Raw genomic sequence first — 14,336 nt, 5'->3', positions numbered from 1 at the left:
CGGACTGTGTTTAGTAAATTAAACAACAAAAATGAATACTTTCCCTGAATATTCTTGTGATGTGTTGATTATCGGTAGTGGCGCTGCCGGGCTTTCACTGGCACTACGTCTGGCAGATAAGCATCATGTCATCGTTCTTAGCAAAGGCTCTGTTACTGAAGGCTCGACGTTTTACGCCCAGGGCGGAATTGCTGCCGTGTTTGATGAAACTGACAGTATCGATTCACATGTGGAAGATACGTTGGTTGCCGGTGCCGGAATTTGCGATAGCCATGCGGTTAAGTTTGTTGCCAGCAATGCGCGTTCCTGTGTGCAATGGTTGATCGATCAAGGGGTATTGTTTGATACCCAGGTGCAACCAAATGGGGAAGAAAGTTACCATCTGACCCGTGAAGGCGGTCATAGCCACCGCCGTATTCTTCATGCCGCCGACGCCACTGGTAAAGAAGTAGAAACTACGCTGGTGAGCAAGGCGCAGAGTCATCCGAATATTCGTGTACTGGAACGCAGCAACGCAGTCGATCTGATTATTTCCGACAAAATTGGTCTGCCGGGGACGCGACGAGTGGTCGGAGCATGGGTGTGGAATCGCAATAAAGAAGCGGTAGAAACCTGTCATGCGAAAGCTGTGGTGCTGGCAACTGGCGGCGCATCGAAGGTTTATCAGTACACCACCAATCCGGATATTTCCTCTGGTGATGGTATTGCCATGGCCTGGCGCGCCGGTTGCCGGGTTGCTAATCTCGAATTTAATCAGTTCCACCCAACGGCGCTGTATCATCCACAGGCGCGGAACTTCCTGTTAACGGAAGCTTTACGTGGCGAAGGCGCTTATTTGAAGCGCCCGGACGGCACACGCTTTATGCCCGATTTTGATGAGCGTGGTGAACTGGCTCCGCGCGATATTGTTGCCCGCGCTATTGACTATGAAATGAAACGCCTCGGCGCGGATTGTATGTTCCTGGATATTAGTCATAAGCCTGCGGATTTTATTTGTCAGCATTTCCCGATGATTTATGAAAAGTTGCTGGGTCTGGGTATTGATCTCACTAAAGAGCCTGTGCCGATAGTACCTGCTGCGCACTATACTTGCGGCGGTGTAATGGTGGATGACTATGGGCGTACTGATGTTGATGGGCTGTATGCGATTGGCGAAGTGAGCTACACAGGATTACATGGCGCTAACCGAATGGCCTCTAACTCATTGCTGGAATGTCTGGTCTACGGCTGGTCGGCGGCGGAAGACATTGAAAGACGGATGCCTTATGCACGTGGCGTCAACCGCTTGCCGTCATGGGATGAAAGCCGCGTTGAGGATCCTGACGAGCTGGTGGTGCTCCAACATAACTGGCATGAGCTGCGTCTGTTTATGTGGGATTACGTCGGTATTGTGCGCACAACAAAGCGCCTGGAGCGTGCCCTGCGACGGATCAATATGTTGCAGCAGGAAATAGACGAATATTATGCCCACTTTCGGGTGTCGAATAATTTACTGGAACTGCGTAATCTGGTGCAGGTTGCCGAGTTAATTGTTCGCTGCGCGATGATGCGCAAGGAGAGTCGGGGCTTGCATTACACGCTGGACTACCCGGAGTTGCTCACGCATTCCGGTCCGTCGATTCTCTCGCCTGGCCATCATTACATAAACAAATAAAAAGCCTGGGTCAGCGCCGTATACGCTTCAGAATAGTTCTGGTCTGGCCCACGAATCACTAACCGATCGCTAAAGTATTCCCCCGCCAGTGGGGAGAATGCCAGTAGCACCCGATGCGGTAATCGAGCCTCGTTTTCCGCCACGTCCGTCCGTAAACGTAAATGCCATCCCATGCTTAATGCCAGTTCAGTAAAACCATTACCAATCTGCTCCGGCAGCACCACGCAGAAAAATCCCTCTTCGGTAATGCATTCTGCCGCACAAGTAAGCAACGTCTGGTGATCCAACGTAGTGGTATAGCGCGCCTGTTCCCGTTGCGGCGTCGCGCACTCAACCCCCTGCTGATAATACGGCGGGTTACTGATAATTAAGTCAAAACGCGCGGCCTGCTGGGTTATCCACTGCTGAATATCCGCCGTATGGATATTAATCCGCTCTGCCCACGGGGACTGCGCGATATTTTCCTGCGCCTGAGCCGCTGCCTCACTTTCCAGTTCAACTGCATCAATCATCACGCTGTCATCAGTTCGTTGCGCCAGCATTAGCGCCAGTAACCCGCTACCACTGCCGATATCAAGGCAGCGTTTTACCCCTGCCACAGGAGCCCATGCGCCCAGTAAAATTCCATCCGTTCCCACTTTCATCGCACAGCGATCGTGCGCGACAAAAAACTGTTTAAAAGTAAATCCATTACGACGAAGCACGGATGTAGACTGTGACATGAAAATAAAACCTTGCTGTAAAAACGGCGATAGCACCGGGTAAGAACAATACCTGAGAAGCGATATCCATACAAACAGATGAAGATTGCAGCCGTAACGTCTATAATCAGCGCCCCACACAGAGGTAGAACATGACTGTAACGACTTTTTCCGAACTTGAACTCGACGAAAGCCTGCTGGAAGCCCTCCAGGATAAAGGTTTCACTCGCCCGACCGCCATTCAGGCTGCCGCCATTCCGCCTGCGCTCGATGGCCGTGATGTACTCGGTTCTGCGCCGACAGGCACCGGTAAAACGGCGGCGTATCTGCTGCCAGCGTTGCAGCACCTGCTCGATTTCCCGCGTAAGAAATCCGGTCCACCGCGTATTTTGATCCTCACCCCAACTCGCGAACTGGCGATGCAGGTGGCCGATCATGCCCGTGAACTGGCGAAACATACACATCTGGATATTGCCACCATCACCGGCGGCGTGGCCTATATGAACCACGCGGAAGTGTTCAGCGAAAACCAGGACATCGTGGTCGCCACGACCGGACGTCTGCTGCAATACATAAAAGAAGAGAACTTCGATTGCCGCGCGGTTGAAACACTGATCCTTGACGAAGCAGACCGTATGCTGGATATGGGCTTCGCCCAGGATATCGAACATATTGCTGGCGAAACTCGCTGGCGTAAGCAAACCCTGCTCTTCTCAGCTACGCTGAAAGGCGATGCCATTCAGGATTTTGCCGAACGTCTGCTGGAGGATCCGGTGGAAGTTTCTGCTAATCCATCCACCCGTGAGCGCAAAAAGATTCATCAGTGGTATTACCGTGCCGATGACCTTGAGCATAAAACTGCGTTGCTGGTACATCTGTTAAAACAGCCGGAAGCGACTCGCTCAATCGTATTTGTGCGCAAGCGTGAGCGTGTGCATGAACTGGCAAACTGGTTGCGCGAAGCAGGCATCAACAACTGCTATCTCGAAGGTGAGATGGTACAAGGCAAGCGTAATGAAGCGATTAAGCGTCTGACTGAAGGTCGCGTAAACGTGCTGGTTGCCACCGACGTTGCCGCACGTGGTATCGACATTCCGGATGTCAGCCACGTCTTTAACTTCGATATGCCGCGCAGTGGCGATACCTATTTGCACCGAATCGGGCGTACCGCTCGCGCCGGTCGTAAAGGGATCGCGATTTCACTGGTTGAAGCCCATGACCATCTGCTGCTGGGCAAAGTTAGTCGTTATATTGAAGAGCCGATTAAAGCTCGCGTCATTGATGAGTTACGCCCGAAAACGCGTGCGCCAAGCGAGAAACAGACGGGTAAACCATCGAAGAAAGTCCTGGCAAAACGCGCCGAGAAGAAAAAGGCTAAAGAGAAAGAGAAGCCTCGGGTGAAAAAACGCCACCGCGATACCAAAAATATTGGTAAGCGCCGCAAACCAAGCGGAACAGGCGTGCCGCCGCAAACGACAGAAGAGTAAAAATAATGCCGGGTTTTATCCCGGCATTATTTTTGTCTATAGATAACCACCAGCCTGACTGATGGTTATCTATAGACAAAAAGCGGAAGAGGTCACCCTCTTCCGCTTCTGTAATATCTTGCTACTTAAGCCTTACAGGCTTTCAGTAAAGGTACGAGCGATAACGTCGCGCTGCTGTTCCGGAGTCAGAGAGTTGAAGCGAACTGCATAACCGGATACACGGATAGTCAACTGCGGATATTTTTCCGGATGCTTAACAGCATCTTCCAGAGTTTCGCGACGCAGAACGTTTACGTTCAGGTGCTGACCACCTTCCACGCGAACTTCTGGTTTAACTTCTACTGGAACTTCACGGTATTCAATATCACCCAGTTTGCTTACTGCAACCACTTCGTCTTCTGCAAATCCTGCTTTCGCAACGATGCAACGCGCTTCGCCTTTTTCGCTGTCCAGCAGCCAGAAAGAGTTCAGCAGATCGTCATTAGCGGCTTTAGTAATCTGGATACCTGTAATCATGTGATGCCTCCCCGGCAAAATTATTTGATTTGTCAGCCTGTCGCGGCCAATTGGTAAAACCATTGTTGCTTGAGTGTATATATACTCCTCAAACACCCTTGGTTCTTTGATTTAAATCAATAAAAACCACACACTAAACGTGGTCGCAAATAGATTTTATTGTTTTACATCAACTTATGCGGGTGCGAAATTTTACCAATTTACATTTTTTTGCGCTCGATTATGTCTAAAAAATGAGCTTGATTTTGTTCTGTAGAAAGAAGCAGTTAAGCTAGGTGGATTGAAGATCCGCAGGAGAGCGAGATGGCTAACGAATTAACCTGGCATGACGTGCTGGCTGAAGAGAAGCAGCAACCCTATTTTCTTAATACCCTTCAGACCGTCGCCAGTGAGCGGCAGTCTGGCATCACTATCTATCCGCCACAAAAAGATGTCTTTAATGCCTTCCGTTTTACTGAGTTGAGCGATGTCAAAGTTGTGATTCTCGGCCAGGATCCTTACCACGGACCTGGACAGGCACATGGTCTGGCATTTTCTGTTCGTCCCGGTATTGCGACACCGCCGTCACTGCTGAATATGTATAAAGAGCTGGAAAATACCATCCCAGGCTTTACCCGCCCGACGCATGGTTACCTGGAAAGCTGGGCGCGCCAGGGCGTGCTGCTGCTCAATACCGTATTGACTGTACGTGCAGGTCAGGCGCATTCCCACGCCAGCCTCGGCTGGGAGACGTTCACCGATAAAGTCATCAGCCTGATTAATCAGCATCGCGAAGGCGTGGTGTTTTTACTGTGGGGGTCGCATGCGCAAAAGAAAGGGGCAATTATAGATAAGCAACGCCATCACGTACTGAAAGCACCGCATCCGTCGCCGTTATCGGCCCATCGTGGATTCTTTGGCTGTAACCATTTTGTACTGGCAAATCAGTGGCTGGAACAACGTGGCGAGAAGCCGATTAACTGGATACCTGTATTACCGGCAGAGAGCGAGTAAATTTGCGGGAAAATGCCGGATGGCAGAACTGCCATCCGGCTGATTTATCAGGCTTTATTCTGACGCCACCATTCACCAAGCAGAACACCCGTTGCGACAGAGATATTCAGACCAGCAACATTGCCAGTACCGTCAATCTTCACTCGCAGATCGTTTGGATCACGCGCAGCATCTGGTAACCCTTCATATTCCTGCCCCAAAACCAACACCATTTTCGCTGGCAAACTGGTTTTGAACAGTGGTTGGCCCTGTTCGCTGGAAGTGGTCACCACGGTGTAACCCGCCTGACGGAAATCATCCAGCACATTAACAATGTTGTCGCCAGTAATCGGTTGCACATGCTCTGCGCCACCTTCTGCGGTACGGATAGCCGCACCCGATTCCAGCAACGCCGCATCCTGCACAACAACACCTTTCACGCCGAAGTGCGCACAGCTACGCATCATCCCGCCCAGATTATGTGGGTTAGATTCATTTTCCAACGCCAGTACGCAATCCTGTGCACCTGCCTGGCTTACCCACTGCTGCACGGTTGTGCCGTTGCGCTTTTTGATCAGGAAGCAAACGCCGCCGTGATGTTCCGTGCCTGACGCTTTTGCCAGCTCGGCTTCATCTACCACGTGGTACGCTTTGCGGTTTGCCGCCATCCAGCGCAATGCTTCTTTAAAACGCGGCGTTACACTCTGGATAAACCAGGCGCGAACAATCGCTTCCGGACGGCTCTGGAACAGTGCCTGACATGCGTTTTCGCCGTAGACGCGGGTTTCTTCCGCACGCTGACGACGCAACACTTCCGGATCAATAAAACTTTTACCACTGATGCCACCGTGATCGGCCTTTTCCGGTGCCTCATCACCCGGCGCGCGGGAAACAGTTCGCCACGGCGACTCTTCCCACTTGCGGTCACGGGGCTGACTCTGTTTGTCATCGCGGGCGGGGCGACGGCCACCGTCGGCACGAGATTTTCCTGGACGCCCGCCCCCTTTCCCGGTTCGCGGGTTGTGGGTTCGTTTATCAGAATCATCATCACTGCGGACATACATCACTTTGACCTTGCCGCTTTTGCTTTTCATTTCATCGTTCATGCTTTTCTCCACCAGCGCTGCGCGAAGCGCGCAGATTACCCGAAGTGCGCGCGGTTCGCCATGATTTCGTTCCAAAGCCTGCGACTATCATACCCATTGAATAAAACAGATTGTTGTCTGGAACAATGCCCTCGATAATATGTAACATATTAGAAACATACCGGCGTCGTTGCCGATAAGTCTCCTTACTCATCCCGAGGTTAGTTATGAATACCGTTTGTACCCATTGTCAGGCCATCAACCGCATTCCCGACGAACGGATTAACGATGCGGCAAAATGCGGACGCTGCGGTCACGACCTGTTTGACGGAGAGGTGATTAATGCGACCGGTGAAACACTCGACAAATTGCTGAAAGACGATCTGCCTGTGGTGATCGACTTCTGGGCACCGTGGTGCGGCCCTTGCCGTAACTTCGCACCGATTTTTGAAGATGTTGCACAAGAGCGTAGCGGTAAAGTGCGTTTTGTAAAAGTGAATACCGAAGCTGAACGTGAATTAAGCAGTCGCTTTGGTATTCGCAGTATTCCGACGATCATGATTTTCAAAAATGGTCAGGTTGTCGACATGCTTAACGGCGCAGTGCCGAAAGCACCGTTTGATAGCTGGCTGAACGAATCTCTTTAATCTTATCGGGGCGCATCTTGTGCCCCGTTTTCTCCTCTGCGACAATGGCATTTTTTCGACGCTCTCTTATGACCGAAAACGCTGTTCTCCAGTTACGCGCCGAGCGTATTGCGCGCGCAACACGTCCTTTTCTTGCCCGTGGTAATCGCGTTCGTCGTTGCCAACGCTGCCTTTTGCCAGAGAAATTATGCCTCTGTTCAACCATCACCCCAACGGAAGCAAAAAGCCGCTTTTGTTTGCTGATGTTTGACACCGAGCCAATGAAACCCAGCAATACTGGACGTTTGATTGCCGATATCTTGCCAGATACCGTCGCGTTTCAATGGTCACGTACCGAACCATCGCAAGAACTGCTGGATCTGGTGCAAAACCCGTATTATCAGCCAATGGTGGTTTTTCCTGCCTCATATGCGGATGAGCAACGAGAAGTGATCTTTACGCCTCCTCCTGGTAAGCCACCGCTATTTATCATGCTCGATGGCACCTGGCCGGAAGCGCGGAAGATGTTTCGTAAAAGTCCGTATCTGGATAATCTTCCCGTCATTTCCGTCGATCTTTCGCGTTTGTCTGCCTATCGCCTGCGTGAAGCTCAGAGTGAAGGCCAATATTGCACCGCTGAGGTAGCCATCGCACTTTTAGATATGGCGGGTGACACCAAAGCCACAACGGGCTTAGGCGAGCATTTCACTCGCTTTAAAACGCGCTATCTGGCAGGAAAAACGCAACATCTGGGTAGTATCACAGCAGAACAGTTAGAAATCGTTTAAAATCATTCGGTCACTTCTGCGGGAGACCGGTATGAGTCAGCGAGGACTGGAAGCACTACTGCGACCAAAATCGATTGCGGTAATTGGCGCGTCGATGAAACCCAATCGCGCAGGTTACCTGATGATGCGTAACCTGCTGGCTGGAGGCTTTAACGGACCGGTGCTGCCGGTGACGCCAGCCTGGAAGGCGGTACAGGGCGTGCTGGCATGGCCAGACATCGCCAGTTTGCCTTTTACTCCTGACCTCGCAGTGCTATGTACTAATGCCAGCCGCAATCTTGCTCTTCTGGAAGAGCTTGGAGAGAAAGGCTGTAAAACCTGCATTATTCTTTCTTCACCGACATCACAACACGAAGACTTACGCGCCTGCGCTCTGCGCCATAACATGCGCCTGCTTGGACCAAACAGTCTGGGATTACTCGCTCCCTGGCAAGGGCTGAATGCCAGCTTTTCGCCAGTGCCAATTAAGCGCGGCAAGCTGGCGTTTATTTCACAATCGGCTGCTGTCTCCAACACCATCCTCGACTGGGCGCAACAGCGTGAAATGGGGTTTTCATACTTTATTGCGCTCGGTGACAGCCTGGATATCGACGTTGATGAATTGCTCGACTACCTGGCACGCGACAGCAAAACCAGTGCCATCTTGCTCTATCTCGAACAATTAAGCGACGCGCGACGCTTTGTGTCGGCTGCCCGTAGTGCCTCGCGAAATAAGCCGATTCTGGTGATTAAAAGCGGACGTAGTCCGGCGGCGCAAAGATTGCTGAACACCACAGCGGGTATGGATCCGGCGTGGGATGCAGCTATTCAGCGTGCCGGTTTGTTGCGAGTGCAGGACACCCACGAACTGTTTTCGGCGGTGGAAACCCTTAGCCACATGCGTCCGTTGCGTGGCGACCGACTGATGATTATCAGCAACGGTGCTGCTCCTGCCGCACTGGCGCTGGATGCCTTATGGTCACGCAATGGTAAACTGGCAACGTTAAGTGAAGAGGCCTGCCAGAAACTACGCGATGCCCTGCCAGAACATGTAGCAATCTCTAACCCGCTTGATCTACGCGATGACGCCAGCAGCGAGCACTATGTCAAAACGCTGGATATTCTGCTCCACAGCCAGGATTTTGATGCGCTGATGGTTATCCATTCCCCCAGCGCCGCTGCGCCTGCCACAGAAAGCGCACAGGCATTAATTGAAGCAGTAAAACATCATCCTCGCAGCAAGTATGTCTCTCTGCTGACTAACTGGTGCGGCGAACACTCCTCGCAAGAGGCGCGACGTTTATTCAGTGAAGCCGGGCTTCCGACCTATCGCACACCGGAAGGAACTATCACCGCTTTTATGCATATGGTTGAGTACCGTCGAAACCAGAAGCAGTTACGCGAAACACCGGCGTTACCCAGCAATCTGACCTCCAATACCGCAGAAGCGCATATTCTGCTACAGCAGGCCATTGCCGAAGGAGCGACATCGCTCGATACCCATGAGGTTCAGCCAATCCTGCAAGCATATGGCATGAACACGCTTCCCACCTGGATTGCCACTGACAGCACCGAAGCTGTGCATATTGCAGAACAGATTGGTTATCCGGTGGCGCTGAAATTGCGCTCGCCGGATATTCCGCATAAATCGGAAGTTCAGGGCGTGATGCTCTATTTACGTACGGCTAATGAAGTCCAGCAAGCCGCGAACGCTATTTTCGATCGGGTAAAAATGGCCTGGCCGCAGGCACGGATCCACGGCCTGTTGGTGCAAAGTATGGCTAATCGTGCTGGCGCTCAGGAGCTGCGTGTAGTCGTGGAACACGATCCGGTTTTTGGGCCGTTGATCATGCTTGGTGAAGGCGGTGTGGAGTGGCGTCCTGAAGATCAAGCTGTCGTGGCGCTGCCACCGCTGAACATGAATCTGGCTCGCTATCTGGTCATTCAGGGAATCAAAAGTAAAAAAATTCGTGCACGCAGCGCACTGCGTCCACTCGACATCGCGGGCTTAAGCCAGTTACTGGTGCAGGTTTCCAACCTGATTGTCGATTGCCCAGAAATTCAGCGGCTGGATATTCACCCTTTACTGGCTTCCGGCAGTGAATTTACCGCGCTGGATGTCACGGTGGATATTGCACCGTTCGAAGGCAATAACGAAAGTCGCCTTGCTGTGCGCCCGTACCCACATCAGTTAGAAGAGTGGGTAGAATTAAAAAACGGCGAACGTTGCTTGTTCCGCCCGATCTTGCCGGAAGATGAGCCACAACTTCAGCAATTCATTTCGCGAGTCACCAAAGAAGATCTTTATTACCGTTACTTTAGCGAGATCAACGAATTCACCCATGAAGATTTAGCTAACATGACGCAGATCGACTACGATCGGGAAATGGCGTTTGTGGCTGTACGGCGTATTGATCAAAAAGAAGAGATCCTTGGCGTCACTCGGGCGATCTCCGATCCTGATAACATTGATGCCGAATTTGCCGTACTGGTGCGCTCGGATCTCAAAGGGTTAGGCTTAGGTCGATGCTTAATGGAAAAGTTGATTACCTATACGCGAGATCACGGACTGCAACGTCTGAATGGTATTACGATGCCAAACAATCGTGGCATGGTGGCGCTGGCCCGCAAGCTCGGGTTTAACGTCGATATCCAGCTCGAAGAGGGGATCGTTGGGCTGACGCTAAATCTTGCCCAGCGCGAGGAATCATGAGTAAGGTACTGGAAATGTTGACCACTTAATCGGGACTGGTGTTATTATTGCCCGCTTATGTCGTCTGCATTGCACAGAGGACCCTTCAATGAACAGAGAAGAAATGCACTGTGATGTTGTCAAAATTTAAGCGTAATAAACATCAACAACACCTTGCCCAACTACCCAAGATTTCTCAATCAGTTGATGATGTCGATTTTTTTTACGCTCCCGCCGACTTCCGGGAGACACTGCTGGAAAAAATAGCCAGCGCGAAGCAGCGCATTTGCATTGTCGCCCTGTATCTTGAGCAGGATGACGGTGGCAAAGGCATTCTGAGCGCGTTGTATGAGGCTAAACGGCAGCGTCCGGAACTGGATGTGCGGGTGCTGGTCGACTGGCATCGTGCACAACGTGGGCGCATTGGCGCTGCGGCATCTAATACCAATGCTGACTGGTACTGCCGCATGGCGCAGGAAAACCCGGGCGTAGATGTTCCGGTTTATGGCGTTCCGATCAATACCCGTGAAGCCCTGGGCGTTCTGCACTTTAAAGGCTTTATCATCGACGATAGCGTACTTTATAGCGGTGCCAGCCTGAACGATGTTTACCTGCATCAGCATGATAAATACCGCTACGACCGCTATCATCTGATCCGTAACCGTAAAATGTCAGACATTATGTTTGAATGGGTTACACAGAATATTATGAATGGTCGCGGTGTTAACCGTCTGGATGATATTCACCGTCCGAAAAGCCCGGAAATCAAAAACGATATCCGCCTGTTCCGCCAGGAGTTGCGTGATGCTGCTTATCATTTCCAGGGCGATGCCGATAACGATCAACTCTCCGTAACGCCATTAGTGGGTCTGGGAAAATCGAGTCTGTTGAACAAGACTATTTTCCATCTTATGCCGTGTGCCGAGCAAAAACTGACCATCTGCACACCATACTTCAACCTACCGGCCATCCTCGTGCGCAATATCATCCAATTGCTGCGCGAAGGGAAAAAAGTCGAAATTATTGTCGGTGATAAAACCGCAAATGACTTTTACATTCCGGAAGATGAACCTTTCAAGATTATCGGCGCACTGCCGTATCTCTACGAGATTAATCTGCGTCGTTTCCTGAGCCGTTTGCAGTATTACGTCAATACTGACCAGTTAGTGGTCCGGTTATGGAAAGATGACGACAATACCTATCACCTGAAAGGGATGTGGGTTGATGATAAGTGGATGCTGATCACCGGTAATAACCTGAACCCTCGCGCCTGGCGTCTGGATCTGGAAAACGCCATTTTGATCCACGATCCGCAACTGGAGCTTGCGCCGCAGCGTGAGAAAGAGTTGGATCTGATCCGCGAGCATACCACTATCGTTAAGCACTACCGCGATCTGCAAAGTATTGCCGATTATCCGGTGAAGGTTCGCAAGCTTATCCGTCGCTTGCGTCGTATCCGTATCGACCGATTAATTAGCCGTATCCTGTAATCTGAACCCCGTCCTGTACGGGGTTTGTTTTTTGGAGGCCACGTTGCGTATTCTTTTTGCCTGTTCGCTATTGTTGCTTTCTGGTTGCAGCCATAGGGCTAACGATGGCTGGAGCGGACAGGATAAAGCGCAACACTTTATCGCCTCGGCAATGCTTTCAGCGGCTGGAAATGAATATGCACAGCATCGGGAGATGAGCCGCGACCGCAGCGCCATGTTCGGGTTGATGTTCTCTGTAAGTCTGGGCGTGTCAAAAGAGCTGTGGGATAGCCGCCCCGAAGGGAGCGGCTGGAGCTGGAAAGATTTTGCCTGGGACGTAGCCGGTGCCACCACCGGTTATACGGTCTGGCAAATGGCTCATCACTAAAGACGCATCCCCTTCCCTTTATGATGTAGCATCAAAGAAACCAGAAACGCGACTACGGCCATCAATGTCACATACCAGAAGAATGCCGTTTCCATTCCTATCGATTTTAGCGACAACGCCACATACTCCGCTGAGCCACCAAATATGGCATTCGCGACCGCATATGACAGACCAACACCTAATGCGCGAACCTGTGCCGGGAACATTTCCGCCTTCAGGATCCCACTAATTGAAGTGTAAAAACTCACAATCAGCAGGGCACACATCACCAAACCAAAAGCCGCATAAGGTGAGGAGACGTTCTGCAATGCCGAAAGAATGGGGACGGTAAAAATAGCGGCCAGAGAGCCGAAACATAACATTGAAGTCCGACGGCCAATCTTATCCGACAATGCTCCAATTATCGGCTGGATGAGCATAAATACAAACAGCGCCGCCGTCATAATGCCGCTTGCTACGTTGGCGTGCATACCCGCAGTATTCACCAGATACTTCTGCATATAGGTGGTGAAGGTATAGAAACAAAGAGAACCCGCAGCCGTAAAGCCGAGAACCATGATGAATGCACGGCGATTGCGCCATAATCCCTTCATTGAACCCGCTTCTTTTAGAGCTCGCGTTTCTTGTTGCGAAGTTTCATCCAACTGACGACGTAACCATAACGCCACAACGGCTAACACCGCGCCTAATGCAAAGGGAATACGCCACCCCCACTCTCTAAGCGCGATATCTTCCATTGTATGCTGTAAAACCACCACAACCAACAATGCCAGAAGTTGCCCGCCTATCAACGTGACATACTGAAATGAAGCGTAAAACCCTTTGCGTCCTTCTACTGCAACTTCACTCATATAGGTGGCGCTGGTGCCATATTCTCCACCTACAGATAATCCCTGGAATAAACGCGCGAGAAGTAACAACGCCGGAGCCCAGGTGCCAATTGTTTCATAGCCTGGCAAGCAGGCTATGACCAGTGATCCAAAACACATCATACATACCGATAGCAGCATCGATTTCTTGCGGCCATGTTTGTCAGCAATACGACCAAATAACCAGCCGCCTATTGGACGCATCAGGAATCCTGCGGCAAAAATACCGGCAGTTTGTAGTAGTTGAGTGGTTGTGTTATCTGAAGGGAAGAAGATGTGGGCGAAATAGAGGGAACAAAATGAGTAGGCATAGAAATCGAACCACTCAACCAGGTTACCTGATGAGGCCCCTACAATTGCCCAAATGCGGCGACGAGTATCACTACTTGTCAGTTTGCCGTCTGCCGTTACAGTGCTTTCTGCCATGCCATTATTTCTCCTGCCATAATCCGATGCTTTTGTCGGTTGTTATTTATTTTTTAGTAAGACAAATGTTATACATTTGTTATTTTGCTTGCACAACCATAACTGAGAATTTAGTTAGCAGAAGAATAATTATTGCGGATATTAAGGATGGATTGCAGGTGAGGCGATCGTATGGAAGCGGGCAGGTTGGGGAAACCGTATCCGCTACTGAATCTGGCGTATGTGGGGGAATAATGCGCTGCTGACCCCTACCGTAACCCTGCGCAGGACAGATAAGGCTCGCCAGCATCGCATCCGGCATTTTTTCCGCACCAGCGCAAAAAGGCCATCCTTACGGATGGCCTTTCGCTTTATTTGATGCCTGGCAGTTCCCTACTCTCGCATGGGGAGACCCCACACTACCATCGGCGCTACGGCGTTTCACTTCTGAGTTCGGCATGGGGTCAGGTGGGACCACCGCGCTATCTCCGCCAGGCAAATTCTGTTTATTAACCCGCTTATCGCCGGTTAATCTAATCTGTATCAGGCTGAAAATCTTCTCTCATCCGCCAAAACACCTTCGGCGTTGTAAGGTTAAGCCTCACGGTTCATTAGTACCGGTTAGCTCAACGCATCGCTGCGCTTACACACCCGGCCTATCAACGTCGTCGTCTTCAACGTTCCTTCAGGAGACTTAAAGTCTCA

General features: G+C 51.0%; 12 protein-coding genes and 2 rRNA genes. 8 read left to right on the top strand and 6 right to left on the bottom strand.

Annotated features, from left to right (window positions below; all coding sequences use genetic code 11):
* Positions 1-31: 31 nt before the first annotated feature.
* The gene (gene nadB / locus C7B16_RS06385; protein ID WP_016249088.1) at positions 32-1,654 is read left to right on the top strand and encodes an L-aspartate oxidase; all 1,623 of its coding nucleotides are present in this window, start codon (positions 32-34) and stop codon (positions 1,652-1,654) included.
* Here the strand turns inward: nadB and trmN are convergent.
* Positions 1,639-2,376, bottom strand: a complete 738-nt coding sequence (gene trmN / locus C7B16_RS06380; protein WP_010378883.1) for a tRNA(1)(Val) (adenine(37)-N(6))-methyltransferase TrmN — start codon at positions 2,374-2,376, stop codon at positions 1,639-1,641. The genes nadB and trmN overlap by 16 nt on opposite strands.
* A 131-nt stretch (positions 2,377-2,507) precedes the next feature.
* On the opposite strand from trmN, the gene srmB reads away from it, so the two are divergent.
* Positions 2,508-3,842: an ATP-dependent RNA helicase SrmB gene (gene srmB / locus C7B16_RS06375; RefSeq protein ID WP_107179502.1), complete on the top strand. Its 1,335-nt coding sequence runs from the start codon at positions 2,508-2,510 to the stop codon at positions 3,840-3,842.
* Between the two features lie 132 nt (positions 3,843-3,974).
* On the opposite strand, the gene grcA is transcribed toward srmB, so the two are convergent.
* A complete protein-coding gene (gene grcA, locus C7B16_RS06370; protein WP_000627804.1) occupies positions 3,975-4,358 on the bottom strand; it encodes an autonomous glycyl radical cofactor GrcA in 384 nt (127 codons plus the stop codon).
* A gap of 303 nt (positions 4,359-4,661) precedes the next feature.
* Here grcA and ung point away from each other — a divergent pair, with 303 nt between their 5' ends.
* Positions 4,662-5,351, top strand: coding sequence for a uracil-DNA glycosylase (gene ung, locus C7B16_RS06365; RefSeq protein WP_001262704.1), 690 nt, complete (start codon positions 4,662-4,664; stop codon positions 5,349-5,351).
* A gap of 47 nt (positions 5,352-5,398) precedes the next feature.
* Here the strand turns inward: ung and C7B16_RS06360 are convergent, their stop codons facing one another.
* Positions 5,399-6,436: a tRNA/rRNA methyltransferase gene (locus C7B16_RS06360; RefSeq protein WP_000997429.1), complete on the bottom strand. Its 1,038-nt coding sequence runs from the start codon at positions 6,434-6,436 to the stop codon at positions 5,399-5,401.
* 206 nt (positions 6,437-6,642) lie between these two features.
* Between C7B16_RS06360 and trxC the strand changes: the two genes are divergently transcribed.
* From trxC to C7B16_RS06330, 5 genes are all read left to right on the top strand, one after another.
* The gene (gene trxC / locus C7B16_RS06350; RefSeq protein WP_107179501.1) at positions 6,643-7,062 is read left to right on the top strand and encodes a thioredoxin TrxC; all 420 of its coding nucleotides are present in this window, start codon (positions 6,643-6,645) and stop codon (positions 7,060-7,062) included.
* Between the two features lie 68 nt (positions 7,063-7,130).
* The gene (gene tapT, locus C7B16_RS06345; protein ID WP_107179500.1) at positions 7,131-7,829 is read left to right on the top strand and encodes a tRNA-uridine aminocarboxypropyltransferase; all 699 of its coding nucleotides are present in this window, start codon (positions 7,131-7,133) and stop codon (positions 7,827-7,829) included.
* 31 nt (positions 7,830-7,860) lie between these two features.
* Positions 7,861-10,521, top strand: coding sequence for a peptidyl-lysine N-acetyltransferase PatZ (patZ, locus tag C7B16_RS06340; RefSeq protein WP_107179499.1), 2,661 nt, complete (start codon positions 7,861-7,863; stop codon positions 10,519-10,521).
* 113 nt (positions 10,522-10,634) lie between these two features.
* Positions 10,635-11,990 carry a CDP-diacylglycerol--serine O-phosphatidyltransferase gene (pssA, locus tag C7B16_RS06335; protein ID WP_016249092.1) on the top strand — a complete coding sequence of 452 codons (1,356 nt, stop codon included), beginning with the start codon at positions 10,635-10,637 and terminating at the stop codon, positions 11,988-11,990.
* Between the two features lie 43 nt (positions 11,991-12,033).
* Entirely contained in the window at positions 12,034-12,357 is a 324-nt protein-coding gene (locus tag C7B16_RS06330) for a YfiM family lipoprotein (protein WP_001516903.1), read from the top strand.
* Here the strand turns inward: C7B16_RS06330 and kgtP are convergent.
* The 3 genes from kgtP to C7B16_RS06310 all read right to left on the bottom strand — a co-directional run.
* The gene (kgtP, locus tag C7B16_RS06325; protein WP_107179498.1) at positions 12,354-13,652 is read right to left on the bottom strand and encodes an alpha-ketoglutarate permease; all 1,299 of its coding nucleotides are present in this window, start codon (positions 13,650-13,652) and stop codon (positions 12,354-12,356) included. The two genes, C7B16_RS06330 and kgtP, sit on opposite strands and share 4 nt — an antisense overlap.
* A gap of 359 nt (positions 13,653-14,011) precedes the next feature.
* A 5S ribosomal RNA gene (rrf, locus tag C7B16_RS06315) occupies positions 14,012-14,127 on the bottom strand.
* Between the two features lie 94 nt (positions 14,128-14,221).
* A 23S ribosomal RNA gene (locus tag C7B16_RS06310) occupies positions 14,222-14,336 on the bottom strand; the annotation flags it as partial.

It is taken from the genome of Escherichia sp. 20412-1 (assembly GCF_003027595.1).
Classification (GTDB): domain Bacteria; phylum Pseudomonadota; class Gammaproteobacteria; order Enterobacterales; family Enterobacteriaceae; genus Escherichia; species Escherichia marmotae.
The sequence above is the reverse complement of the archived record's forward strand: the minus strand, read 5'-3'. Positions and strand labels throughout refer to the sequence as shown.

Coding starts and splice junctions, on each gene's coding strand:
- nadB (WP_016249088.1), top strand. CDS start 32: ATGAATACTTTCCCTGAATATTCTTGTGATGTGTTGATTATCGGTAGT.
- trmN (WP_010378883.1), bottom strand. CDS start 2,376: ATGTCACAGTCTACATCCGTGCTTCGTCGTAATGGATTTACTTTTAAA.
- srmB (WP_107179502.1), top strand. CDS start 2,508: ATGACTGTAACGACTTTTTCCGAACTTGAACTCGACGAAAGCCTGCTG.
- grcA (WP_000627804.1), bottom strand. CDS start 4,358: ATGATTACAGGTATCCAGATTACTAAAGCCGCTAATGACGATCTGCTG.
- ung (WP_001262704.1), top strand. CDS start 4,662: ATGGCTAACGAATTAACCTGGCATGACGTGCTGGCTGAAGAGAAGCAG.
- C7B16_RS06360 (WP_000997429.1), bottom strand. CDS start 6,436: ATGAACGATGAAATGAAAAGCAAAAGCGGCAAGGTCAAAGTGATGTAT.
- trxC (WP_107179501.1), top strand. CDS start 6,643: ATGAATACCGTTTGTACCCATTGTCAGGCCATCAACCGCATTCCCGAC.
- tapT (WP_107179500.1), top strand. CDS start 7,131: ATGACCGAAAACGCTGTTCTCCAGTTACGCGCCGAGCGTATTGCGCGC.
- patZ (WP_107179499.1), top strand. CDS start 7,861: ATGAGTCAGCGAGGACTGGAAGCACTACTGCGACCAAAATCGATTGCG.
- pssA (WP_016249092.1), top strand. CDS start 10,635: ATGTTGTCAAAATTTAAGCGTAATAAACATCAACAACACCTTGCCCAA.
- kgtP (WP_107179498.1), bottom strand. CDS start 13,652: ATGGCAGAAAGCACTGTAACGGCAGACGGCAAACTGACAAGTAGTGAT.